This window comes from Arthrobacter sp. Sr24, from assembly GCF_054511175.1.
Window position 1 is genome coordinate 101,076 of sequence record NZ_JBTNDB010000008.1, and the last position, 24,839, is coordinate 125,914.

General features: G+C 58.2%; 22 protein-coding genes and 1 tRNA gene. 13 read left to right on the forward strand and 10 right to left on the reverse strand.

Translation table 11 applies throughout. The features are described from left to right. Positions 1–3: 3 nt before the first annotated feature. The 12 genes from rpmB (at position 4) to ACX80D_RS07860 (ending at position 13,646) form a co-directional block, all read left to right on the forward strand. On the forward strand, positions 4–240 hold the full coding sequence (gene rpmB, locus ACX80D_RS07805) for a 50S ribosomal protein L28 (protein ID WP_044574618.1): 237 nt from the start codon (positions 4–6) through the stop codon (positions 238–240). Then, positions 240–407, forward strand: coding sequence for a 50S ribosomal protein L33 (gene rpmG / locus ACX80D_RS07810; RefSeq protein ID WP_044574616.1), 168 nt, complete (start codon positions 240–242; stop codon positions 405–407). The genes rpmB and rpmG overlap by 1 nt, the downstream gene beginning before the upstream one ends. A gap of 4 nt (positions 408–411) precedes the next feature. Further along, entirely contained in the window at positions 412–717 is a 306-nt protein-coding gene (rpsN, locus tag ACX80D_RS07815; RefSeq protein WP_062285947.1) for a 30S ribosomal protein S14, read from the forward strand. Between the two features lie 402 nt (positions 718–1,119). Beyond that, on the forward strand, positions 1,120–1,401 hold the full coding sequence (locus ACX80D_RS07820) for an HU family DNA-binding protein (RefSeq protein ID WP_459322076.1): 282 nt from the start codon (positions 1,120–1,122) through the stop codon (positions 1,399–1,401). A 374-nt stretch (positions 1,402–1,775) separates the two neighbouring features. Next, a complete protein-coding gene (locus tag ACX80D_RS07825) occupies positions 1,776–4,076 on the forward strand; it encodes a cytochrome c oxidase assembly protein (RefSeq protein ID WP_459322077.1) in 2,301 nt (766 codons plus the stop codon). After that, a complete protein-coding gene (locus tag ACX80D_RS07830; RefSeq protein WP_459322078.1) occupies positions 4,076–6,043 on the forward strand; it encodes an NHL domain-containing thioredoxin family protein in 1,968 nt (655 codons plus the stop codon). Before ACX80D_RS07825 ends, ACX80D_RS07830 begins: the two co-directional genes overlap by 1 nt. A gap of 443 nt (positions 6,044–6,486) precedes the next feature. Beyond that, positions 6,487–7,497 (forward strand): LacI family DNA-binding transcriptional regulator, encoded by a 1,011-nt coding sequence (locus ACX80D_RS07835; RefSeq protein WP_459322121.1) that lies wholly within the window; start codon positions 6,487–6,489, stop codon positions 7,495–7,497. Then, complete coding sequence (locus ACX80D_RS07840; RefSeq protein ID WP_459322079.1) at positions 7,494–8,456, forward strand: ABC transporter permease; 963 nt, start codon at positions 7,494–7,496, stop codon at positions 8,454–8,456. The genes ACX80D_RS07835 and ACX80D_RS07840 overlap by 4 nt, the downstream gene beginning before the upstream one ends. A gap of 7 nt (positions 8,457–8,463) precedes the next feature. Further along, positions 8,464–9,432 (forward strand): carbohydrate ABC transporter permease, encoded by a 969-nt coding sequence (locus ACX80D_RS07845; RefSeq protein WP_459322080.1) that lies wholly within the window; start codon positions 8,464–8,466, stop codon positions 9,430–9,432. A 26-nt stretch (positions 9,433–9,458) separates the two neighbouring features. Further along, positions 9,459–11,066, forward strand: coding sequence for an ABC transporter substrate-binding protein (locus ACX80D_RS07850; RefSeq protein WP_459322081.1), 1,608 nt, complete (start codon positions 9,459–9,461; stop codon positions 11,064–11,066). Positions 11,067–11,185: 119 nt separating this feature from the next. Then, positions 11,186–12,694, forward strand: coding sequence for a glycoside hydrolase family 32 protein (locus tag ACX80D_RS07855; protein WP_459322082.1), 1,509 nt, complete (start codon positions 11,186–11,188; stop codon positions 12,692–12,694). 25 nt (positions 12,695–12,719) lie between these two features. Further along, complete coding sequence (locus tag ACX80D_RS07860) at positions 12,720–13,646, forward strand: carbohydrate kinase family protein (protein WP_459322083.1); 927 nt, start codon at positions 12,720–12,722, stop codon at positions 13,644–13,646. A gap of 1,080 nt (positions 13,647–14,726) precedes the next feature. Here ACX80D_RS07860 and ACX80D_RS07865 read toward each other — a convergent pair. The 5 genes from ACX80D_RS07865 to ACX80D_RS07885 form a co-directional block, all read right to left on the reverse strand. Next, the gene (locus ACX80D_RS07865; protein WP_459322084.1) at positions 14,727–15,776 is read right to left on the reverse strand and encodes a hypothetical protein; all 1,050 of its coding nucleotides are present in this window, start codon (positions 15,774–15,776) and stop codon (positions 14,727–14,729) included. A gap of 30 nt (positions 15,777–15,806) precedes the next feature. Next, complete coding sequence (locus ACX80D_RS07870; protein ID WP_459322085.1) at positions 15,807–17,402, reverse strand: helicase HerA-like domain-containing protein; 1,596 nt, start codon at positions 17,400–17,402, stop codon at positions 15,807–15,809. Between the two features lie 83 nt (positions 17,403–17,485). Continuing rightward, positions 17,486–18,412 (reverse strand): AEC family transporter, encoded by a 927-nt coding sequence (locus ACX80D_RS07875; protein ID WP_459322086.1) that lies wholly within the window; start codon positions 18,410–18,412, stop codon positions 17,486–17,488. 128 nt (positions 18,413–18,540) lie between these two features. Continuing rightward, entirely contained in the window at positions 18,541–18,951 is a 411-nt protein-coding gene (gene panD / locus ACX80D_RS07880; RefSeq protein WP_459322087.1) for an aspartate 1-decarboxylase, read from the reverse strand. Between the two features lie 48 nt (positions 18,952–18,999). Then, complete coding sequence (locus tag ACX80D_RS07885; protein WP_459322122.1) at positions 19,000–19,860, reverse strand: LysR family transcriptional regulator; 861 nt, start codon at positions 19,858–19,860, stop codon at positions 19,000–19,002. Between the two features lie 195 nt (positions 19,861–20,055). Here ACX80D_RS07885 and ACX80D_RS07890 point away from each other — a divergent pair, with 195 nt between their 5' ends. Continuing rightward, a complete protein-coding gene (locus ACX80D_RS07890; protein ID WP_459322088.1) occupies positions 20,056–21,333 on the forward strand; it encodes an MFS transporter in 1,278 nt (425 codons plus the stop codon). A 54-nt stretch (positions 21,334–21,387) separates the two neighbouring features. On the opposite strand, the gene ACX80D_RS07895 is transcribed toward ACX80D_RS07890, so the two are convergent. From ACX80D_RS07895 to ACX80D_RS07915, 5 genes are all read right to left on the reverse strand, one after another. After that, positions 21,388–22,551 (reverse strand): N(5)-(carboxyethyl)ornithine synthase, encoded by a 1,164-nt coding sequence (locus ACX80D_RS07895; protein WP_459322089.1) that lies wholly within the window; start codon positions 22,549–22,551, stop codon positions 21,388–21,390. Continuing rightward, positions 22,548–22,679 carry a hypothetical protein gene (locus tag ACX80D_RS07900; protein ID WP_459322090.1) on the reverse strand — a complete coding sequence of 44 codons (132 nt, stop codon included), beginning with the start codon at positions 22,677–22,679 and terminating at the stop codon, positions 22,548–22,550. The genes ACX80D_RS07895 and ACX80D_RS07900 overlap by 4 nt, the downstream gene beginning before the upstream one ends. 117 nt (positions 22,680–22,796) lie before the next feature. Next, a tRNA-Gly gene (locus tag ACX80D_RS07905) sits at positions 22,797–22,867 on the reverse strand. 278 nt (positions 22,868–23,145) lie between these two features. Further along, positions 23,146–23,478 carry an SHOCT domain-containing protein gene (locus ACX80D_RS07910; protein ID WP_459322091.1) on the reverse strand — a complete coding sequence of 111 codons (333 nt, stop codon included), beginning with the start codon at positions 23,476–23,478 and terminating at the stop codon, positions 23,146–23,148. Between the two features lie 177 nt (positions 23,479–23,655). Beyond that, positions 23,656–24,834 carry a cation:proton antiporter gene (locus ACX80D_RS07915; RefSeq protein ID WP_459322092.1) on the reverse strand — a complete coding sequence of 393 codons (1,179 nt, stop codon included), beginning with the start codon at positions 24,832–24,834 and terminating at the stop codon, positions 23,656–23,658. Positions 24,835–24,839 lie beyond the last annotated feature (5 nt).

The window sequence follows — 24,839 nt, forward strand, 5'->3', positions numbered from 1 at the left end:
ATCATGGCAGCTCATTGCCAGGTGACTGGAGCCGAGCCGGGCTTCGGACATAGCATTTCGCACTCGCACCGCCGCAACAAGCGTCGGTTCGATCCGAATATCCAGAAGAAGCGCTACTGGGTTCCATCCTTGCGCCGCAACGTTACGTTGCAGCTTTCCGTCAAGGGCATCAAGACCATCGACGTTCGCGGTATTGACTCCGTCGTCGCTGACATTCTCGCGCGTGGGGTGAAGCTCTAGTGGCAAAAGACAAGGACGTACGTCCGATCATCAAGCTCAAGAGCACCGCGGGCACTGGTTTCACGTATGTAACTCGTAAGAACCGTCGTAACACTCCGGACCGTTTGGTTCTGAAGAAGTACGATCCCAAGATCCGTCAGCACGTTGAATTCCGAGAGGAGCGCTAAGACTATGGCTAAGAAGTCCATGATCGCGAAGAACGAGCAGCGCAAGGTCATCGTAGAGCGTTACGCCGAAAAGCGTCTCGCCCTGAAGAAGGCCCTCGTTAGCCCGACCTCCACCGACGAAGAGCGCGAAGCGGCCCGCCTGGGCCTGCAGAAGCTCCCCCGCAATGCATCGCCGGTACGTGTTCGTAACCGCGACGCCATTGACGGCCGTCCCCGTGGAACGCTCCAGAAGTTCGGCATCTCCCGTGTACGCTTCCGCAAGATGGCACACGCTGGCGAACTGCCCGGTATCAAGAAGTCCAGCTGGTAATCACTGATTTTCAGTTGTAAAAGGGCGGTGACCATTACGGTCGCCGCCCTTTTTGCTGCCTTTTTACCTGTCTTTTTGCGGGCGCTGTTTGTGGACGAGCCTGCCGCCATATCAACAAGTACGACGCCGGTATCCTCACCACTCGCTGTGCCCACCGGCGGATTTATCAGTTTCCGGACCGAGCTGCCGGCGCGGTCCGAACCGCTCGTCTTGGCCCCACCTTGGCCCCACCTTGGCCCCGAATGTGTTGGCTGAGAGCGAAATAACCCTAGAATCCGGGAAATTTGCGGCAAAAACAGGGCAAATTTGCCGGATTCCCGCGGAATTGCTGGTAAGTTCGCTAGCAGTGGTTGACACGCAACCGCGTGGAATTGGATTCACTTTACGTCCAGGAGGACAAACATGGCTAAGAACCGTAGCGAATTGGTTGCTGAAGTTGCTGCAAAGGCTGAGACCAGCCAGACCGCAGTAAACGCTGTTTTGGATGCACTCTTCTCCGTTTTCGAGAGCTCCGTTGCAGCCGGCGAAAAGATCACCATCCCGGGCTGGCTCGCCATCGAGCGCACCGACCGTGCAGCACGCACCGGCCGCAACCCTCAGACCGGCGAGACCATCCAGATCGCAGCAGGCCACAGCGTGAAGCTTTCCGCTGGCTCCAAGCTGAAGGCTGCTGTCAAGAAGTAATTTCTTCACAGTTTCCTTGAAGGCGGTCGGCATTAGCTGACCGCCTTCGGTCTTTTAAAACCACCTTAGAGTTGACGCTTGGGTATGGTTGGCGGTCCGCATTTGTTGCTGGTTTCATCCCAACGGTGAGACTCTTTGCTCCTTCGAGACCTCAGATTTGGCCCCTTGGCCACGATTTAAGGGGCCATATCTGAGGTTTCGCGGTTAGAGGTTTAGCGGGCGGCCCCCGTTTCGAGTCCATTCCGCCCCTGGGGCTAGCGCGTAGGGCAGTCTCGGAGCTGACGCTCCTCTCCTGACTCTTCTATTCCCTAGCGGCCCTTTCCTGTGAGATCCCTGATTCGTCTGATGTTCACTGGGTGCAGGAGAATGGAGGGGTGCCACCTGTAGACTCTGCCCCCGCCACCACTGTCCATCCCTCCGCGCCATCCCGCGGGGGCACTTTTGTCAACGGCATTCCCAGCCATTGGTGGTGGCTTGGACTCGCGACAGCTGTGGCTGCAGCTGTGCTGGCTCTGTTGTGGACCGGCGCCACGGCCGTCCAGCTATTGGCAGATCCGGGAGCTTTCACACGCTGGGGCCTGCCGTTGGCCACTACCATTCACAACCTCGCGTTGTCCGCGGTCATTGGCGCACTAGTATTCGCAGTGGTTATCCTGCCCAAGGATCTGAAACAGCACCGACCGCACTCTGGCCGGCGACAAGAGGACGTAGCCAAGCGCAACGCTGTCCCCGAGCATCCTGCGTTCACACGGGCAATGACGCTTGCCATGGTGGCTGGCGGTGTCTGGACGGTTTCGGCGATTGCCGTGCTGGTGCTCACGTATTCCAGTATTTCCGGACTTCCGTTGACCGGTAACAGCGAATACACCAACATGCTGGTGTTCTTCATGACGGAGCTGCCCGTGGGGCAAGCCTGGTTGACGATCACCATTGTGGCTGCGGTAGTGACCACACTGGCATTTGGTCTGCGGAATATCAGTGCCTTGGCCGTGCCTTTGGTGCTGGCAATGCTCTCCTTTGTTCCACAAGCACTGATTGGGCATTCGGCCTCTAGCGCCGACCACAAGGGCGCCGTGAACTCCTTATTCCTGCACATCACCGGAGCCTCACTCTGGGTAGGTGGCATCATCGTTCTGGTGGTTGTTTCCGGGGTTCTAGGCAAGATCACAGCCCAAACGCTCAAGCGGTTCTCGGCCTTGGCGCTCTTCGCTTTTGTGGCTGTTGCTGGTTCCGGCGTCATCAACGGTGCCATTCGCATCACCAACTGGAACGATCTCTTTTACTCCTCCTACGGACAACTGATTCTGGTGAAGTTTGCTGCCACCGTGGTCCTGGGTGTCATTGGCTACATGCACCGGGAATGGATCATTCCGCGACTTGAAGGCGGCAATAAAGAGAACGGAAAGACTCGCCGCCTGCTGTGGCAACTCATTTTCGTTGAACTGCTGGTCATGGGCATTGTCAGTGGCGTTGCCGTTGGCTTGGGCCGTTCCGCCCCGCCGCAGTCGCGCGAGTTGTCCGCGACTGCTTTGACGCCTGCGCAGATCCTCACAGGGTATCCGCTACCCCCGGAACTTGAATTTTCCCGCTGGTTCACGGAATGGCGGATGGACTGGCTGTGGGTGTTCTTTGCTGTCTTGGCTAGCGCCGCCTACATTATGGGCATCATGAAACTGCACAAGCGCGGTGACAAATGGTCGGTTCTACGCAGCATTTCCTGGTTTGTTGGTCTGCTGGCACTGGTGTACATCACCTCCGGCGGGCCCGCCGTGTACGGTGCCGTCACCTTTAGTGCTCACATGGTGGAGCACATGGCCCTGATGGCTGTTGCGCCGCTGTTCCTAGCCTTGGGGTCACCCGTTTCACTGGCCTTGCAGGCACTGACGCCCCGCAGGGACGGTTCCCGCGGAATCCGCGAATGGATCCTGGTGCTTGTCCACTCCCGTTATTCCAAAGTCATCACGCATCCGCTGTTTGCTGCGGCAAATTTCTCCGGCAGCTTGATCCTGTTCTACTACTCGCCTGCGTTCGACCTAGCCATGACATACCATGTGGGCCACGAGTTGATGATCATCCACTTCTCGCTCACCGGCTACATCTTCGTGCAGAGCATGATTGGCGCCGACCCGCTCCCCACCCGAGCCCCATACCCGCTGCGGCTACTACTACTGCTGGCCACTATGGCCTTCCATGCTTTCTTCGGTGTCTCGCTCATGATGGCTACAGGGCTCCTCTCCGGTGAGTACTTTGGCAACATGGGGCGTCCTTGGGGTGATGGGGCGCTGGTCGATCAGCAGACCGCCGGCGGTATTGCTTGGGGAGTGGGAGAATTTCCCACACTTATGATCGCCTTGGGAGTGGCCTATATGTGGTCAAAGTCCGATGCGCGCGAGACTAAACGCAGAGACCGGGCGGCCGACAGGAATAAGGACGCCGAGTTGGGCGCTTACAATGACATGTTCGCCCAACTGGCAGCCCGTGACACGGCAATGGCACAATCGGGCCGCGGACCGGCGTTGCCACACCTGCATCAGACGCCGGAACAGTCCGAACAAGATATCGCTGAGGTCGCCACAGAAGACAGCAAGAACCGCAACAACAAGAACACCAACAGCAATGACAGCAAAACCCGTGAGCCGGAGAAGCCGGCCGGATCGCAAGGAGAAACGAACTAGTGGATTCCGCAACGAAAACCACCCCTGCCGCAGTCAAGTCTGTCAGGGTCAGGGCCTCTGAGCTTGAGGGCCGCGGCTGGTTGAACACTGGCGGTGTTGATCTGAACCTGGAGAAGCTGCGCGGCAAGATCGTGCTGCTGGATTTCTGGACCTTCTGCTGCATCAATTGCCTGCACGTTCTTGATGAGATGCGCCCCTTGGAAGAGGAATACAAGGACGTCCTGGTGACGGTTGGAGTGCATTCGCCCAAGTTTGAGCACGAAGCCGATCCCGTTGCCCTAGCTGCGGCCGTTGAGCGTTACGAGATCCACCACCCTGTTCTGGATGATCCCGAGCTGGTCACCTGGCAGGCTTACTCTGCCCGCGCCTGGCCTACTCTGGTGGTCGTGGACCCCGAGGGTTACATCGTGGCGCACATGTCAGGTGAAGGCCATGCCGCCGGGCTTGCCTCGTTGATTCCTGAGTTGATCGCTGAACATGAGGCCAAGGGGACCTTGCACCGAGGAGACGGCCCGTACGTTGCCCCTGAGCCGGTGGTCCGTGACCTGCGTTTCCCGGGCAAGGTCCTGCCGCTGGCCACAGGAAATTTCCTGGTCTCAGACACCGGCCACCACCGTCTCGTGGAAACCGGCCCTGATCTGGCCACCGTGGTCCGCACCATTGGCTCAGGAACCAAGGGTTACTTGGACGGCTCGGCCGAGGATGCTCAGTTCAATGAACCGCACGGCTTAGCATTGCTACCGGCTGAGCTGGCCGCATCGGTGGGCTACGACGTCGTGGTGGCTGACTCGGTCAACCACCGCCTGCGGGGGATCACTCTGGCCACCGGCGCCGTGCGTACCCTTGCCGGCAATGGTGTCCAGCGCCTCCTAGAGGCGGGCCCTGCCCGAGTGAACGACGACGGCACAGCAGCCTCCGAGACGTTCCTCGGAACCGCGCCGCTAGAGGTAGCACTTTCTTCACCGTGGGACGTTGCCTATTCTTCAGTCCTGAAAACAGTGGTCATTGCCATGGCTGGCACCCACCAGATCTTCGACTTTGACCCGGCTAGCGGGGCCGTCACCGTGGTGGCTGGCAATGGTCTCGAGGGCCTGTTGGACGGACCGGCCGAGCAGGCTTGGTTTGCTCAGCCGTCCGGTCTCACCGAAGATGCCCAGGGCAATATCTGGGTAGCTGATTCGGAAACCTCAGCCTTGCGAGTGCTCAAGTTTGCCAGCGACGGCGAAGTTGAAGGTGAAAACCGCGGCATCACTGCAAGTGTTGAGACGGCCATCGGTGAAGGACTCTTCGACTTCGGTTTCCGTGACGGCGAAGCCGATCAGGCTCGTCTGCAACACCCCTTGGGTGTTGCCGTGCTGCCTGATGGTTCGGTAGCTATTGCTGATACCTACAACGGTGCTGTGCGCCGCTACGATCCCGCTACCAAGACTGTCAGCACTTTGGCTCGCGGTCTGGCTGAGCCCAGCGATGTGTTGCTGGATGAGACTGGCGAGGTGCCGTTGCTCATTGTGGTTGAGTCTAACCAGCACCAGCTGATTCGTCTTCCTCTGCCCAAGAACGCCTTGCAAGTTGATGAGGGCGCTGTCCAGACGCAGCGCCCCAAGACCGATGTGGCTCCGGGTGAATTGAAGCTGACCATCAACTTCTCTGCGCCGACAGGGCAGAAACTTGATGACCGCTGGGGGGATCCCACCCAGTTGAAGGTTTCCTCCACGCCGCCGGAACTGTTGATCAGCGGTGGTGGGACTTCGGTAGGCCTGCAGCGGACGCTGGTGCTGGCTGCGGATATCCCTGAGGGTGTTCTGCACTTGACCGCCCGTGCCGCAGCCTGCGATGGCCCGGAAGACGCCAACGGTGAGATCCCGGATCATGCAGCCTGCCACTTGTACCAGCAGGACTGGGGCATTCCGGTACTGCTGAACGCAGAAGGCGTCTCGGAGCTGTCGTTGGACCTGCGCGGACTCTAAACGCTGGCGCTGGGCGTGCTTCTTGCGGGAGTCGTCAGGGCTGAGGCTTTTTCGGTAGGCTCTTAGGAATTAAATGAGTAGCTCCGACAGGATCTTTGATCTTGTCGGAGCTACCCCTTTAAGCACTGGTAGTGAAGTGTGGGAGGTGACGCCTCTACCGGGCGTTTATGTCACAGCGATCGTGGCCTGGACTAGCTCGTTGGGGTTGAGTCTTTGCTGCTGAGCAACTCTTTTTTGCTGTGGGGGAGAGGCCTTACCGGGTGCTGTTCGGGTCGAACTCACTAGAAAAATCTGCGATCGAGAAGTACTCACAAGACTGGTGTGTCGGAGTGCTTGACGACCAGCGTGATTTGCATTACAGTTTTCTTCGTTCGGTTATACGCATAACTACCACGAAAACTGAGGATCACATGTCGCTTCGTCCGACGACTGCGGGGCCCACAATGCATGACGTGGCACGTGCGGCAGGCGTTTCTCAGGCAACGGTTTCATTGGTTCTCAATGATGCCGGTGGAGCGAGGTTTTCGGCGGCAACCAAGGAGCGAGTCCAGAAGGCTGTCGAGGATTTAGGGTACCGGACGAACGCGCATGCAAAGGTGCTTCGCGAAGGCGTGGCTGGCATGATCGGTTTTATCGGTGACGCCGTTGCGACATCGGCCTTTGCTGGAATGATCATTGAAGGTGCGCAGGATCGGGCATGGGAATCGGGCCTCTTGCTTATCACCATTAACACCGGTGGCGATAAGGAGCTTGAGGCGGCTTCATTGGAAACCATGCTGTCCTACAAGGTGGCAGGTGTTGTCTACGCCTCCATGTATCACCAGAAGGTGGATGTGCCCAGTGTCCTGAACGAAGTTCCGACCGTAGTGTTGAACTCCGAGGATAAAGCTCGCCATTTTCCCAGCGTTGCCCCCGATGAAGAAGCTGGCGGGTACAAAGCCACTCAGTATCTTTTGGATGCAGGCCACCGCCGGGTTGCGATGATCAATATCGAAACACTCGATAGCGGTCTACCTGGCGCTGTGGGGCGTTTTGAGGGTTATGGCAGGGCGCTTCGCAATGCGGGGCTGTCTGAAGACCCAACCTTGGTCCGATTTGGCCAAGGTGGTGAGCGAGATGGCTATAGGTATGCCCTCGAGCTGATGGCGTTACCTGAACCACCTACTGCCATCTTCTGCGTCAACGACCGGACGGCCTGGGGCGCTTACCAAGCAATGGCTGAGTTGGGGCTAAAAATTCCCCAAGACGTCTCCATTATCGGGTTCGACAACCAGGAGACACTGGCTCCGCATCTGCGACCCGGGCTTACCACCCTGGATCTTCCCTTTGAACAGATGGGCCGGCGTGCTGTCGAGCTCGTCCTCGGAGGAGTCAAACCTGAAGGGCAGCTCGAACTCATGGACTGCTCACTTATTGAAAGAAACTCAGTGGAAAAAATCAAGGAGTCCCCATGAGTCAAACACTCAAACGACAAAGGGGACGGGACCCTCTCCAGAGGCACATTCCGTTCAATTTGCGTCTGAAGCGCGTGCTTCGCGCATGGCAGTTATACGTATTACTAGTACCGGCCCTCGCCTATGTTGCGGTCTTCAAATACTGGCCCATGTACGGCGTGCAGATCGCGTTTCGCAACTACAACCCGGTTGACGGGTTTAGCGGGAGCCCCTGGGTGGGGTTGGATAATTTCGTCAGATTCGCCAACTCTTACCAGTTCTCACAGGTCATCGGCAACACGCTCTGGATTGCAGTTCTGGGGCTACTGATTGCATTCCCCGTGCCGATCATGTTGGCACTGGTGGTCAACCAGCTGCAAAGTGAGCGCTTTAAGAAATTCACTCAGACGGTCCTGTACTCGCCGGCATTCATTTCAACTGTGGTTGTAGTTGGCATCATGTTTGTCCTTCTCTCGCCACGATCCGGGATGGTCAACAACATCATCAAACTGACAGGTGGGGAGCCCATCTTCTTCATGGGCTCGCCTGAGTGGTTCCGCCCGGTCTATGTCATCTCGGATATTTGGCAAAACGCTGGCTTCTCCATGATCGTGTATCTGGCTGCGCTAGCAAGCATTGATCCTTCACTGCATGAGGCCGCCAAAGTTGACGGTGCTTCGAAGTTTCAGCGGGTCCGGCACATCGACCTTCCTGGCATCGTTCCTGTGATCACGATCTTGTTCATCTTGGCCATTGGAAATCTGCTTAATGTCGGCTTCGAGAAGGCATTGCTGATGCAGACAGACTTGAATCTCTCTGCATCGGAGATCATCCAGACGTATGTCTACCATGCAGGCTTGCAACAGGCCCAGTTCAGCTATTCGGCAGCGATTGGGCTCTTCAACTCCATTCTCAACCTGGCACTACTGGTGACCTTCAACTGGATAGCCCGCCGGACTCAACAGACAAGTTTATGGTGATGTCACTGTGACTATAGATACCAAAAACCGGACCAAGAACGTGATCGTACCGGGCCCTACACCCACTCATGGTGGGCGTCGCCGGCGGTTACGGGACAAGTTTGCGGACCCACTCTTCAACACCATGGCTATCACTGTGTTGTTGGTCGCCATCGCTGCTGTCGTCTACCCCTTGTACTTTGTTGTGATCGCCTCCATCAGTGATCCGAACCAGATCTATGAAGGCAATGTATGGTTCTTTCCTCGGGGAATAACCTTTGAAGGTTACGAGCGCATCTTCGCCGATATTCGTATCTGGCAGGGCCTGGGCAACACCTTCCTGTACACCATCGTCGGCACGGTCATTAGTGTCACCGCGATCCTGTGCGGGGCCTACGCCTTGTCTAGAAAGGATCTGCCGGGCCGGAAAATCCTGATGCTGATCTTTATCATCACCATGTTTTTCGATGGCGGATTGATCACCAAGTACCTTGTCGTACGGGACTTGGGCATGCTGGACACGATGTGGGCCGTAGTACTGCCGGGCGCGGTGGGGGTATGGAATTTGATCATTGCCCGGTCCTTCTTCGAACAATCAGTACCCGATGAGCTGCGCGAAGCCGCACAGCTCGACGGTGCCAACGACTTCACGTTCTTCCTGAAGATTGTGCTGCCACTATCGAAGTCTCTGATCATGCTGATGGTCATGATTCACGTCGTGGCTAACTGGAACTCATTTTTTGACGCGCTGATATTCCTCAACGACGACTCCAAGTATCCGCTCCAGCTGGTACTGCGCAACATCCTGATCCAATCCGATATTTCCTCCACCGGCACCACCGGAGGCGACATTGCCTCCTACGCTGCAGCGCAACGGATCGCCGAACTGACCAAGTACGCCATGATCGTCGTCTCTTCGCTGCCACTGATGATCGCACTTCCCTTTATGCAAAAGCACTTCACCAAGGGCGCCCTCATTGGCGCCGTCAAAAGCTAAAACCACTACAAGTTGGGAATGAACCAATGATGATTTCACGCCGAAACTTCACAACACTGAGCGTCGCGACACTCGGAACGCTCATGTTGAATGCCTGCTCGTCCGGCAATTCAAAGGCTGCACTCCAAGACTCCTCCGCCGATTTTGGGCTTCAGAGCAGCGGGTACCCAGTCGTCACCAAGCCTCTGACCTTGGCGTTCTCCGGAACCAAGTCTGCACTGGCACCGGACTACAAGACCATGGAGCTCGTCCAGGAATGGCAGAAGACCACCAACATCACCGTTGACTGGCAGAACCTCCCGGACAACGTCTTCCAGGAAAAGAAGAACCTGATCCTAGCCAGTGGAGACTTGCCCGACGCGTTCTTCAACACCGGGCTTAGCGACTCCGAGGTAGCCACCTATGGCACCAACGGGACACTGCTGGCACTGGAAACCCTGATCGATACCCATGCACCTAACCTCAAGAAGATTCTTAGCGCCCGCCCCGACATCAAGGCCGCTATCACCTCCTCCGATGGGCATATCTACACGCTTCCATCCGTAGAGGAACTTGGCCTAGTCCAATTCCCCCACATGATCGCGATCAACAAGACATGGCTCGACAAACTTGGGCTGGCTGTGCCGACCACGATTGAGGAATACCATGACGCGCTGGTGGCGTTCAAGGAAAAGGACATGGCCGGGGGAGGTAAAACCATACCCCTGAGCTACACACCTGGAACGTTCTGCGGCGACATTGTTGACCTCATTGCCGCCTTGGGAGGCACCCCCGACAATGTCGACCACCGCATCGTGCAGGATGACAAGGTTATCTTCACCGCCACCGAGCCCCAGTACAAGAAGGCGATCTCGGCCCTCGCAGACTGGTACAAGGAAGGGCTAATTGATCCCGAGTCATTCTCCCAGGATGACAAATCCTACCTGGCCAAGGGGAAAACCACGACGCCGACGCTGGGCTCATTCGTTTGGTGGGAAATCAAGGAAATGGTCGGAGAGGACCGGGCTAACGACTACGTACTTCTACCTATCTTGACCGGTGTTGATGGCAAGAAGATTGCCAGTGTTGCCAACAACCAAGAGATCAACCGCGGTGCATTCGCCATCACACGCACCAACAAGTACCCGGCTGCCACCATGCGCTGGGTTGACTACCTCTACACCCCGGTACAGTCAGCCCAAGCGAACTGGGGCCCCATCGGGGTAACTCTGGAAAAGGACGACAAGGGGATTTTGGTACAAATCCCCGCAGACGCCTCTACCAGCGAAGGGGAACGTCGACAGAAGGTTGCCCCAGGTGGGCCGAAGGTCATCACCAAAGAGGACTTCGTGAGCGTCGTGGCACCTGAACCGCGCGCGGCCGAACGCCAAAAGATCATCCAAGAGATGTACCTTCCCCACGCTGCCAGCAAGGCCTACCCGCCTGTGCCGCTGTCTAATGAGGAACTCCAGCAAATCTCCAGCATCCAGACTGATGTGACTTCGCTGGCCAAACAGAAGCTCGCGAAGTGGATCGTCCAAGGTGGTATTGACGGTGAATGGGATGGCTATGTTGCACAGCTCAAAAACATCGGTTTGGATCGCTTGGTCGAAACGTATCAGCAGGCCTATGACAGGTTCCAGGAGAACTCTTAGCTTGCCCTGATAGCGAGGTGGATCGGTGCGATGTGCACTGGTCCACCTTGCCGCAAGCGAGTGAATGCCGCCTGAAATGTCGGCACAAAATTATCAGTAAAGAAACGAGTACAGCCCGCATGACTGCCTCGACCGCCACGACGGCCGAATCCTTCCGCCCTGCCTTGCATTACGCCGCGCAGAACACGTGGCTCAATGACCCTAATGGTTTGATCCATCACGGTGGTCTTTACCACCTCTACTACCAGAACAATCCTGTGGGTAACACGTGGGGCAATATGTCGTGGGGGCATGCTACCTCCCCGAATCTGTTGGATTGGACCGAGCACGATGTTGCCATCGCGTGTGATGAAAATGAAGATATTTTCTCCGGAAGTATCGTTTTTGACCGGGACAATACCAGCGGATTCGGTTCTGAGGACGTGGCCCCGCTAGTGGCCATTTACACGAGTGCGTTCAAAGCCAGCTCCGCCTTTCCTGGTGTTCAAGCCCAGTCACTTGCCTTCAGCCTGGATGGCGGATATGTATGGAGCAAATACGTCAATAACCCGGTGCTGAACCGCCAGTCAGCAGAATTCCGTGACCCGAAAGTGTTTCGATACGAAGGTGTCGCTGGCAGCTATTGGGTCATGGTTGCTGTGGAAGCCACAGACTTCCAGGTCGTGCTCTACAAATCTGAAAACCTCCGGGACTGGGAATTGCTCAGTACCTTCGGTCCGGCCAACGCCACTGGAGGGGTGTGGGAATGCCCTGACTTGTTCCCTCTTCCTGTTGACGGGGACCCGGAGAAGATGAGATGGGTTCTCATCGTGAACCTGAACCCTGGCGGGCCCAATAGTGGCTCGGCCGGACAGTATTTCATCGGAGACTTCGATGGGATCAGGTTTACCTCCGACACCACGGTGACCGAGGGTGTGCAAGATCCAGCCAGTTTGGGTGAGTATCAGTGGCTGGATTGGGGCCGAGACTATTACGCGGCTGTTTCTTTCAGCGACGCCCCTGATAACCGCCGCCTGATGATCGGGTGGATGAACAACTGGCAGTACGCTAACGAGATTCCATCTGCTCCGTGGCGAAGCCCGATGTCACTAGCCCGTGAAGTATCCCTGCGCACTGTCAATGGCGAGCTACGTTTGGCGCAGCACGTGGCGGAAGACCTCGCCGTCATCTCTGGGCTGAGCCCGGTATTCCAGCTGGGCGAGAGGAAAATTGCGGATCAAACACTCCTCCTAGATGGTGCGGCGGGCAGCGTTCAACGCATCGACGTTACCTTCACGCCCGGAACGGCTAAGGAATTCGGGTTAGTGGTTCGCGGTGATAGAACGCAGGGAACCCGTATTGGCATCCGCCCCGCAGAAGGACTTATTTTCGTGGACCGCCGGGACTCAGGGTTCACCGATTTCCACGATTCATTCGCCTCAATCGACACAGCCCCGATCCTACCGATTGACGAGTCCTATCACCTGAGCATTTACGTGGACCACTGCTCTGTTGAGGTCTTCGCGCAGGGCGGCTTAGTCACCATGACGGAGTTGATATTCCCAGCAGCCACCAGCACCGACGTCGCACTCTACGCTACCGGCGGTTCCGCAACGCTGGATGAGCTCAACCTCATCCGCTGGGTATGACGGCGACACAACAATGAAAGAAAACATGACCCATTCCCAGCAACCGTATCCATCCCTGGACTTCCTAGAAGTGGTAGTCATCGGCGAAGCCCTCACCGACATCGTCAACTCTCCCGCTGGGACAAGCGAACACCCCGGCGGATCACCCGCCAACGTAGCCTACGGACTCGGCCGCCTAGGTGTCGCCACCGGACTAATGACCGCTATCGGAGAAGACGGACGCGGTTTCGCCATTGAATCGCACCTGCGAAGTGCTGGGGTGACCCTGATGCCAGGCGCCCACACTCTGGAGCGGACCTCCTCTGCCACGGCAACACTGGCTGATGACGGATCTGCGAGCTACGACTTCGACCTGGTGTGGGATTTGGATCCGGTTCGCCCGACTCACATTCCAAAAGTGCTCCACACCGGCTCAATAGCCACGTTTCTCGAACCCGGTGCCAGTGCAGTTAAGTTGCTCCTGCAGCAATGCCAGCAAGACTGCACCATCACCTACGACCCCAATATTCGACCGTCTCTGCTAGGCAGCCACGCTGAAGCGTTGACGAAGTTTGAGGAGCTTATCGAGCTCACGGACGTCGTCAAGCTCAGTGACGAGGACGCCGCATGGTTGTATCCCCGCAAGGAGTTGGCGGAGACCGCATCCCACCTCCTAAAACTGGGTGCCCGTCTTTCGGTCATCACTCTAGGCTCGAAGGGATCATTACTCGCCACTCCGGAGACCAGTCTGGCCATCCCGTCTGTTCAATCGACTGTCGCAGACACCATAGGAGCTGGCGATTCTTACATGGCTGCCCTGATCATGAGCCTTCTGGCACGGAGGGCACTTGGGCTGGGACCTGCCGTATTGGAGCAACTCGGCAGGACTGCCACCATGGCTGCCGCCATAACTGTGCGGCGCCCGGGGGCAAACCCTCCCACGGCTGAGGAGCTGAGATCCCACCTGGGATAATTTGCCGTCCTGCTCCCACGGTTCCTCCGTTTCCTACGGGGATCTGACATTGGAGCGTTTGGACTTCTCGCCAGTGTTCCGACGTTAGGGCCAGCATGAGCCTCTCAGCTGACGCCAAGTATTTAGCTTGGCTCCAGGGTTTTATTCGAATAGCGTCTGGTCGTTCCAGGCCCTGAAATAATTTGGAGTTCAAACTTGGGTGACCAAAGAGGAAGCTGCCGAAGAGCTAAAAGTCACGCGGCCTATGGTCCATAAACTCCTTAAAAATGGAAGCCTGCTCCTCGCCGGCCGTGCTGAACACTCGATCCTCATCGGCAGCGCATCAGTCCAGCGGTATAAAAATCGGCACATCCTGAGGGTCGCAGTTGGAATGCCCCGACGGCCTGGGCCGCGCTCAATATCATCGAGGGCGGAATCCCGCGCTGGATTGACGAGACCTCCCGTTACCATCTCAAGCAGCGACTCAAAGTCATGGATCCAGCCGAACTCGCCGCCGCCGTGAGTACTACAGATCAGGTGAAGCGGTACCGCATTGCACCCGCATGCATGCCCCTCGCCGCAGGTTACTTCCTACCTACCGGAACTGCGGCACTGAACGAGTCAGTGGTTGCGAGTCGCTTCGGGCTGGCCGCCAGCCTGACAGATGTTCTGGAAGGCTACGTCAATACAGTCAGAGCACAGAGGATTGTCAACGGCTTGTCTTTGGTTGAGGACCTGCCGGGAATGTCATCAGGCACATCGTCCATGATGAATTTGTCTTCGAGGACTCATGAACGCCTGATGCTGTCATTGATGTGGACCTTATGGAATCAATCAACTCCTGTGAGAAGGCTCCCGGCGAAAAATGCTCAGAGACATTCTCGTGCAGTGGAAAGAAGCTAGCGGTGGTTGAACGAGAAACTCAGATTATTGAGGCACCTGCAGGAGGATGAACATCGCCTTGGCCGCAATACATGGAGTTGGCGGCCGCGATCCCGTCTGACCAGTGCACGCTAGTTGCTGGACTCATGCTTCAACGGCACGCAACTGCCACTGGTGTTTAGGGCCACCGACTGCATGAGAACAAGAGAAGGACCCGCCCTAGTACTCCACTACCGGGGTGACTACTACGTTGTTTCCTGTGATGGTCAGCTTCGCTGTGAATCCGAAATTCTTAGGTTGCTTGACGGGGGCAATCAGACCCGTGAAAAGATCCTGCTCCTCGTACTCCACCTGTGCTTTCACCTTCAGCGGCGCCATGACCCACTGGCCACCAAACGGTGTGATGGTGATGGGCGGGTACTCCACTACTGACCATTTCACCGGGGAAACCACCCGATTGTTGGTTTCGGCAGTCATGGGACAACCCGTAGGCATCAACACCGCTTGCTTGGCGCAGGCGTCCAAGTATTTGCGGATGGTGCCATCAACTTGTGACAGGAGATCGCTCGTAGGCCCGGTTGCCAGGCTAACTGTGGCAATTGACTCGCCGGCCCCTGTGACAGTGCGTGTCACTGGGGGAGCGGCGAAGAGCGGCGAACGGTACTCCATCTCGTAATTACCTGGGTAGAACACGGCAAAGGTATTCCTGCCATCAGGCATATTGGCCTCAGCGTCGTTGATGCTGGCCTGATTGGCGTTAACCACGGAGGTGTCGATGACAGGCAAGGTGGTTGGAACCATGGCCCAGCTGTCGAAGAACAACCAGTGCTTGTCGCCTGGCTTGAGCAGAAAATCAGTGCTCAACGCGGCATCGCCAACTGTGTAATTGACGGTAACTTTCTTCTGGTCATCGGGGGCGGGAACTGCTTCGGCGACGCTGACATCTTTCAAGGCCTCTTGAGATTTTGCTAAGGCTTCGCCGTCCAAGGCTGCCGCATTTGCGCCCGGCACTTTAGCCTGTAAGAGGCCAAGAGCTGTGGCACCATCGCCCGCTTTCAGGGCAGCCAAATAGTTGGCCACCGTCTTTTCGGGTCCAAAATTCTTGGTGTTGACCATGGAGATGGTCACGATGGATGCGGCGACACCGAGCAGGAAGATCAACAGCCAGATGGCGGCGATCTTGATGAGTTTGGTCCCGTTCTTCACGCCGTCAACTGTACCGGGTTTGGGGGCAATGGCTTGAACCCGGGGTTTCTGACTAACGCTCACGTTGCCTCCCTTGCCAGCCTTGCCAGCCGGCTAACGACGGCGTTTCCGAGGCGCTGTGCCGAATATGTCCCGCATCAGGTTCCGGCCCAAGGAGGTACCCATGGAACGGACCATACTTTTCAGTCCGCCACCCAAAGCCCCACCCAAGACGCCGATTACATCAGAGGCGATGCCGCCGTCGTTCGTGGGAGCTGGAAGCGCAACGGGCGGAGGCGGAGGCGGTAGCGGAGTGCCCACGGCAGGTCCGGTGCTCGGGGTAGGTGCAGTAGAAGCGGTGGGGGTCTGCAACTTCTCATAGGCGGAGACAGGGTCGACTGCGGTCCCATAGGTGGGCAGCAGCGCGGACGCGGCGATCACGGCCTTGACGGCGGCCTCGGAGCTGGGCCCCATGACAGAGCCGGGGGCGCGCAATCGGGTGAGGGCAACCGGTGTCGGGGCGCCATTTTCATTCATGACCGTGACCACGGCCTCGCCAATTCCGGCGCTGGTCAGGACCTCTTCCAGATCGTAGTCGTTCATGGGGAAGGTGGAAACGGTGGCCTTGAGCGCCTTGGCGTCCTCGGGGGTGAAGGCGCGCAGGGCGTGCTGGATGCGGTTGGCCAGCTGGGCCAGCACATCAGCCGGGACATCCTTGGGGGTCTGAGTGACGAAGAAGATGCCAACGCCCTTGGACCGGATGAGCCGCACGGTCTGCGTGATGGCGTTCAGGAACGCCTTGCTGGCGCCATTGAACAGCAGGTGCGCTTCGTCGAAGAAGAACACCAACTTGGGCTTCTCGGCGTCGCCAATCTCACGCAGATCACGGAACAAATCCGCCAGCAGCCACATGAGGAAGGTGGAGAACAGCAGCGGCTTGTCCTGGATGCTGGGCAGTTCCAGGCACGTGATGACGCCGCGACCGTCGGGGGCGGTGCGCAGCAGCTCGGCTGTATCGAATTCAGGCATGCCGAAGAACTCGCCCATGCCCTGGGCATCGAGGGTGATCAGGTTACGCAGGATGACGCCGGCCGTGGCTTTGGACAACCCGCCCAGGTCCTTCAGGTCCGCCTTGCCCTCATCAGAGGTGAGGAACGCGATCACGGCACGAAGATCCTTCAGGTCATAAAGTTCCAAGCCTTTGGTGTCCGCGTAGTGGAACACGAGTTGCAGGCTGGATTCCTGTGTTTCGTTCAAGTCCAGAACGCGAGCCAGCAAAATGGGGCCGAAGGAGGTGATGGTGGCACGCACTGGGACGCCGTTGCCGTTGCCGCCCAATGCGAGGAATTCCACGGGGAACGCTTTGGATTCCCACTGCTGACCCAAGGCCTGGGTGCGGGCGGTGAGTTTGTCACTGCCCTCTGCGGCGGTGGTCAGGCCGGTGAGATCGCCCTTGATGTCCGCCATGAAGACCGGGACGCCCGCGGTGGAGAGCTGCTCGGCGATCATGTGCAGAGTGACGGTCTTGCCCGTACCTGTTGCACCGGCCACCAGCCCGTGCCGATTCATCATGGCCAGTGGCAGGGAAACTTGAGCTTCGGGGTGGATTTTGCCGTCGATCATGGCTGCACCCAGCGCGATAGAAGAGCCGCTGAAGGTGTAGCCGGCTTGAAGCGCGGAAATGAGTTCTGCCGGAGTCTTGGTAGCCATCATCACAGCGTACCGTGGCTCATATTACGGGCGCGGCAACTCATGCGCGGTGGTACCGTGCCGTCTTCGGAGTGTGGCCCGCGTCAGCCGAGCAGGAAGGCCACGGCAAACATGGCGGGAATGGCCAAGACCGTGGTGAGCAGAACGGTGTCCTTGGCTACGGCGACGCCAACTTGATAGCGCTGCGCGGTGACGTACACGTTCTGTGCCGCAGGCAGAGCCGCTGCAACCACGACGGCGAACAGTCCGGCCCCGTCCATGCCGAGGGCAAAGTGTCCCAATAGGTAAGCGATAAGTGGGTGCAGCAAAAGTTTGAAGGACGTGGCCAGTAGAATGTCAGGGCGCCGCCCGTCTGCAGCAGAAAGCGGCCTGGTGGTGCCTAGCGACATACCAAAAGCGATCAGGATCGCCGGGATTGCGGCTCCGGCAATGAGATGAAGTGGTTCGGCGACGAGTCTGGGAAGCTCCCAGCTGGTCGCGGCTAAGACAAGGCCTACCGCCGTTCCCAGGATCATGGGGTTGCTGATGACCTGAATCAGGATCCGTCCGGGTGTTGCTCGCCGTCCGCTGGTGAGGCTGTCCAACAGCATGAGGTAGATGGGGGTGTAGAACGCCAGCTGAAAGACAAGGACGGGAGCGATCAGGGCCGCATCACCCAAGACGTAGGCGGCGATGGGGATGCCCAGGTTGGCTGCGTTTGATGTGGAGGAGGACATGGCCGAAAGCAATGATTCGGCCGTGGACCGTTTGAGCCAGTACTTCACGATCACCAGGAATACCAGGGCCGTGATGACGGCACTGCTGGCGGCTACGAGCAAAGGTTCAGCGAAGACGGTGTGAAGGTCTGCACGCGCCAAGGTTTCTACCAAGAGGGCCGGGCTGGCTACGAAGAACGATAAACGGCTTAGTACAAGCTGCGCGTTATCGCCCAGAACTTTTTTGCGTCCAACAAACCAGCCCACCAAGATCACAAGCCACACCACAGAGAAGCCCTCAATGACGGCTAGCACGGGGTTCCTGGGGCTGTTTCTGGGGCTGTGGTTTCTACGGTTGGCACTCCCCAAGACTAAACAGGCAGGCTCGCTTGCCGCACATCAGTCCGCAGACCGGGACGGAGAAACTAAGAGAGAGTGCTTGTTTACAGAGCCAGTGCGGGGCGGAGGAGGCCCTCGGTGATGGCTTCTGCCGGATCTGTACCTAGGTGCACAATCTTGTTCTGGGCATCGACGTGGACCACGCTGGGCACATAGTCGCGCGCTTCGGAATCGCTCATCTGGGCGTAGGTCATCAAGATGACCAGATCACCAACATTGACCAGGTGGGCAGCTGCGCCATTGATGCCAATGACGCCAGAGCCGCGCTCGCCGGGGATGGTGTACGTTTCCAGGCGGGATCCGTTGGTAATGTCCACAATGGAGACCAGCTCGCCGGGCAAAATGTCAGCAGCGTCGAGGAGGTCCGCGTCTACGGTCACGGAGCCGACGTAATGCAGATCGGCGTGAGTGACGGTTGCGCGGTGAATCTTGGATTTAAACATGGTTCGATTCATAACGGCTCAAGTCTACCGTGCCGAGGTGTGGCTTGGCTGTGAGCTATGTTACCGACGGCTCACCGGGGTGAGTTTGCGGCCCATGATGGCCCGGGTTAGGGCGTCCACCACCTCGGTGTTGGCCAGTGGATTGCGGATGAGGGTGAAGTCCACATCGCCCACCGAGGGCAGATCAAAGCGTTTGGTGATGATTTTCAGATCTTCTGGAACCAACGACGTCGGCATCACGGCTATGCCGATCCCTGCCCGCAACGCTGCCAAGACCCCACTGATCTGCTTGGTGGTGCAGGTGACTTGCCACGTTCGCCCGGCGTTTTCGAGCGCATCGAGGGCAAGCTTGCGGCTCAGGCTCGGGGCCGGATACACAATGACCGGAACTGGTGCGCCAGGATCAAGAACCGTTTCCTCCAGTCCCACCCATGCAAAGGTGTCCTGTTTAACCACCTCACCTTCCTGCGCCCCGGACACCCACTTCACAAACACCAAATCCAGTGCCCCTGCCTTGAGGCGGCGGTGTAATTGATCGCTTTGGCTGACGGTGAGTTCCAAGTTAATCTGCGGATAGAGCTGCCGGAACTCGCGCAGGATCCGCGGCAAGCCGGTGATGGCCAAGTCATCGGCAGTGCCAAAGCGCAGCCGGCCGCGCATGGCAGCACCGGAAAAGTAGCGGGTGGCCAGATCATTGGCGGCCACGATGGTGCGGGCAAAACCTGTCATGGCGTCGCCGTTATCCGTCAGACGGACCTGACGGGTATCGCGGGTGACCAAGGCGCGCCCCGCGGCCTGCTCCAACTTGCGTACATGCTGACTGACGGTGGGCTGACTAATCCCTAGCCGTTCGGCAGCGCGAGTGAAATTGCGCGTTTCAGCCAACGCTAAGAAGCTCTTGAGTTGGATAGGGTCAAACATCGGGGCATCTGACATGGCCGGACTCCTGTAACTATTACGTATCTCAATAGTATTTATAGGCACCATACCCTTTCGTTATGAATTGGGGCTGCCTAGGGTTGTGAAGGTAAACACCCACCCTCGAGTCTCAGGACTAACGCGTTGACGCCCCCATCAGCAGAACCGAATGCTGCCCTGACCGCCCCTATTAACCTAGTGACCACACGCCCGCCGTGGAGCCAAACCTTTTCTTCACTAAAAATCCGCAATTACCGCATCTTTGCCTCCGCCAACCTTGTGGCAACCATTGCCGTGTGGATGCAGCGCGTGGCGCAGGACTGGATGGTGCTGGAACTCTCAGGTTCGGTGACCGCCGTTGGCATTACCGTCTTCATGCAGTTCATCCCCTCCCTTCTGCTCATGCCGCTCGGCGGAATTCTGGCCGATAGATACTCCAAGAGGCTGATTCTGATGATCAGCCAAGGTGCCGCCGGAATCTTGGCAACCATCATGGCCGTGCTGGCGCTGACCGGGAACTTAGCTGTGTGGCACATTTACGTGATCGCCTTTGTCCTTGGCCTGGTGGTTGTGGCCGATCAACCCGCACGCCAAGTATTCGTCAACGAGCTGGTGGGCCCGCGGCAGCTACGTAACGCCATCAGCCTGAACTCCTCCATATTCCAGATGGGCGGCATGATTGGACCAGCCGTCAGTGGTGTGCTGATCATGGCCGTGGGTGGCGGTTGGGCCTTCGCCGCGAATGCGCTCGCCTGCAGCATTACCGTGGTTTCCCTCATGCTGATCCGCAAGAGCGAGCTGGTGCAAATGCCGCCGGTGAAGCGCGCCAAGGGACAGCTGATGGAGGGTGTGCGCTACGCCTTGCGCAAGCCCACCATCTTCTGGCCAGCGGTCATGGCTGCCGTCTTCGCCGTGTTTGGGTTGAGCCTTGCGGTCCTGATGGCGGCCTACGCCAACAACGTGTTCGACGCCGGTGCCGGCGGCTACGGCCTGCTGAACACTCTCGTTGCGCTCGGCGCACTAGGCGGGGCCATTGCCTCCACCCGCTTCGCCACCCTGCGCCTGCGTGGTGTCATGGCGGCGGCGGGCAGCTACGGGATTGTGCTGATGATTGCCTCGGCCGCGCCGAACATGATCACCTTTGGTGCTGTCATGGTGGTGGCCGGATTCGCTTCTTTGCTGTTTCTGACCAGCGCTAATCAGCTCGTCCAGATGTCCACAAATGTATCGATTCGTGGGCGCGTCATGAGCCTGTACATCATGGTTCTGATTGGTGGCCAAGCACTGGGTGGGCCACTCATGGGCTGGCTCGCGGAAAACTGGGGCGTGAAATGGGCCACCCTGATTGCCGGTGGCATGCCCGCCCTGGCCGCCGTGGTGATCGGCTTGATCTTGGCCAAACGAGGACAGCTGACGCTGCGCGTGAATCTGCGCAGCGTCAGGAACCCAGTGTTCATTGTGCCCAAGCTCGGCTGAGCTGCCGCGGGTAACGGCCCAGCTGGGCCGCCGCGCCTAACCGAGCCGCCGCGCCTAACCGTCTGTGAGCGGCAGGTGCGGGTAACTAGCCTGGCGGCCCTGGAACTCGAGGATCGCTGGGTTGATGATGACGCCGTCGGAAATTTCTATGGCACGGGTGATGGTCTCGGATTCAGCCCACGCCTCCCGACCAGCCAACACGGGTTCAATGAACGGGATGAGCCCCTCGCTGATTTCCCACGTGGCAGAGTTCCACAGGTAACTGGGGCTGTGGTCCACCGCGTAGTAGTTGATGTATTCGCCCACAGTAAACATCGGATCAGTGAAGGTGGTGTTGCGGGCCCAGCTAAAGCCCATGCCCTCGTCGCACGAGACATCCACGATCAAGCTGCCGGGTCGGAACGCGTCCAGATCAGCTTCCGTCAGGTAGGTCATCGGCGCGTTGGGGTCTTGCAGGGTGCAGTTCACCACGATGTCGGCCTCAGCTAAGAAGCTGCTGAGCGGAACATCTCCGTCCTCGAGCATGACAAAACCGGTGTGCGGGGCCTCAGGCGCAAAATCGAACTGCACCATTTCGGCGGAGTGAATGGGTGAGGCGACGGCGGCAACATTACGGCTGGTCAACACCTGCACCTCGTGGATGCCCAGTGCGTTCAGGGCCGTCACAGCGCCCCGAGCAGTGGCACCAAAGCCAATCACCACGGCCTTGAGACGACGGCCGTAATCACCGGTGGAACCCGTCAATCCCAGTGAATGCATCACGGAGGAGTAGCCGGCGAGCTCATTGTTCTTGTGGAAAACGTGGAGGCCGAATCCGCCGTCGGAGGTCCAATGGTTCATGGCCTCAAAAGCAATCAGCGTCAGCTTCTTATCGATCGCCAGCTGGGTGATGGCACGGTCTTGGACGCAGTGCGGCCAGCCCCATAAGACCTGACCGTCCTTGAGTTCGCCAAGATCCGAGGCCTGCGGCTTGGGCAGCAACACCACGTCGGAGCCGGCAATGACCTCCTCGCGGGAAGCCACGGCACCAACCAGAGTGGCTAAGACCTCATCGGTGACACCAAAACGCAGACCATAACCTTCTTCAACCACCATGCGAGCACGGAGTTCTTCTTCCATACGGGAAAAATGTTCGGGGTGGATCGGGGCGCGCCGCTCATCCGGCTTGCGCGACTTGCCCAAGATTCCTAAACGCAGCCCGGCTGCGGGGGTGCTCATTTCTTCCCCGGGGTTGGTTTTTCAGCAGCGGCTGATGTACCTTCGCCGGCTCGTTTGTCGGCGCGCTTTTCCTTGATCGACTTGCTGGACTTCTTCGACGCAGTTTGTCGTGGTGATTTATCGCCCATGTCAGCTCCCTAAAGGAGGGGCAAAATAGCCCCGTAGCCCGACCCTACACGCATAGGAACGTTAAACGACTGTTGCCCCGAGAAGCGAATCTCGGGGCAACAATAGGTGATACAGAGAGCGGGCGACGGGAATCGAACCCGCGTATCGAGCTTGGGAAGCTAGCGCTCTACCATTGAGCTACGCCCGCATTGAACTTCATTCTTTGAAACCATTGTGAAACGTCTGCGGCGAACCGCAGCTTTTGTTCCGGTATTGATTCTAGCCCGATCATGGAAGTGGTCCTGACCATTTCAACACTGTGGCGTTTCGCAGCGGTGACGTTCTCGAACTCGGGAGTCCTGACAGGGGCGCGGCCCGGCGCGCACTCAAGATGCGTGGGGAACTGATGACTGAAGGCGCGTTGACGTTCTGCGCGCTGAACACTGCTTTTCGGAACCGCGCGGAGGAACTGCGCCCTTGCGAGAGTTAGCTGATGATGGAAGCCTTGACCGCGGCAAACTCGGCGTCGGTGAGAGCACCCGATGCGTGCAACGCTGCGAGGCGTTCTAACTTGCTGAGCAAGTCATCTGCTGATGCTGTTGCTTCGGGGGAAGCCGCCGGAACTGCCCCTGGAACCGGGAGCATCGAGGTCTGCTGGGCAAGGAGTTGCTGCTGGGAAGCCTGCTGCGCAGCCGCTTGCTGACCGGCGGCCTTGGCGTTGACAGCGTTGCTGGCAGCCGTTGCAGTACCTGCAATAACAGCCGTACGGGCAGCAGTCCCCAATAGGCTGGGGCGTTTATTACGTCTTCCAAAAGCCATGACGATCTCCTTGGATAATTCACGCGCCCGGCAGGTGCTCCGCCGGTCTTCATACTCTACGCCGGACACGCGTCGGTGCAGCTGAAAATCTAACTGTTGCGCCGCCGTCGTACATTCTGGTGGTTCGGCAGTTTAGAGGGTGTCAACCGAGGCTACGCCAGCAACAGAGGGTGGGGGCTAGAACACCGGTTCCGGCTTTTTTCCTTGTAGGAGTCTTACCAGCGGCTCCACATAGCGGGCGGCGATGGGGCCGCTCACGGCCATGATCAGAACGTAGGTGGTGGCCAGTGCGGCCAACTCCACTGGAACCGCGCCAGAGGCGACGGCCAGGCCGGCGATGACAATGGAAAATTCGCCGCGGGCAATCAAGGCGGCACCCGCGCGGGCGCGCCCGGGCACCCCGATGCCTTGCTTCCGGGCCGCCCACCAGCCGGTTACGAGTTTGGTGATGGTGGTGACCAGCGCCAGCAGCAATGCCACACCGAGCACGGGTGGGATGGTGCGGGGATCGGTGTTCAGGCCAAAAAGTACAAAGAACATGGCGGCGAAGAGATCACGCAGAGGCTCCAGGACGCGGGTGGCATTTACTGCCGTACCGCCGGAAATGGCGATTCCCAAGAGGAAAGCACCCACGGCTGCCGAGACCTGCAGCGCAGACGCCACGCCCGCTACCAGCAGCGCCGCACCGAGCAACTTCAGGAGGAACGATTCCCTGTCAGGACTATCCAAAACGTTGGAGACCATGTGCCCGTACCGCAGGGCGCCCAGCAGCACCAAGGTGATCACTGCCAGTGAAATTCCGACCGCGGTGAGCCCGCCCATGAAGGAAACCCCCGATAAAACGGCGGTTAAGATGGGCAAATACGCGGCCATGGCCAGATCCTCGATGACCAAAATGGCCAGCACCACCGGTGTTTCACGGTTTCCGAGGCGGCCCAGATCACCCAAGACCTTGGCGATGATTCCCGAGGACGAACTGTAGGTGACCCCGGCCATGACGAGCGCGCCGATTGGCCCCCACCCCAGAATAAGCGCCACGGCAACTCCTGGAAGCATGTTCAGGACCAGGTCCAAGAGCCCGGCCATCCAGGACTGTTTCAGGCCGGTCACCAGCTCCTTGGCCGTATATTCCAAGCCGAGCATAAGTAGCAGGAGAATGACGCCAATCTCGCTGGCAATATGGGCAAACTCGTCGATGCCGCCGAAGTTGACCAATCCGCCGTTGCCAAAGGCCAAACCGCCCAGAAGGTAGAGGGGCACGGGAGATAAACCAATGCGACCTGCCAGACGACCCAAAAAACCGAGCCCGAAAAAGACTATGCCAAGCTGGATGAGGGAAAGGGTCGTCGATTCCACAACTG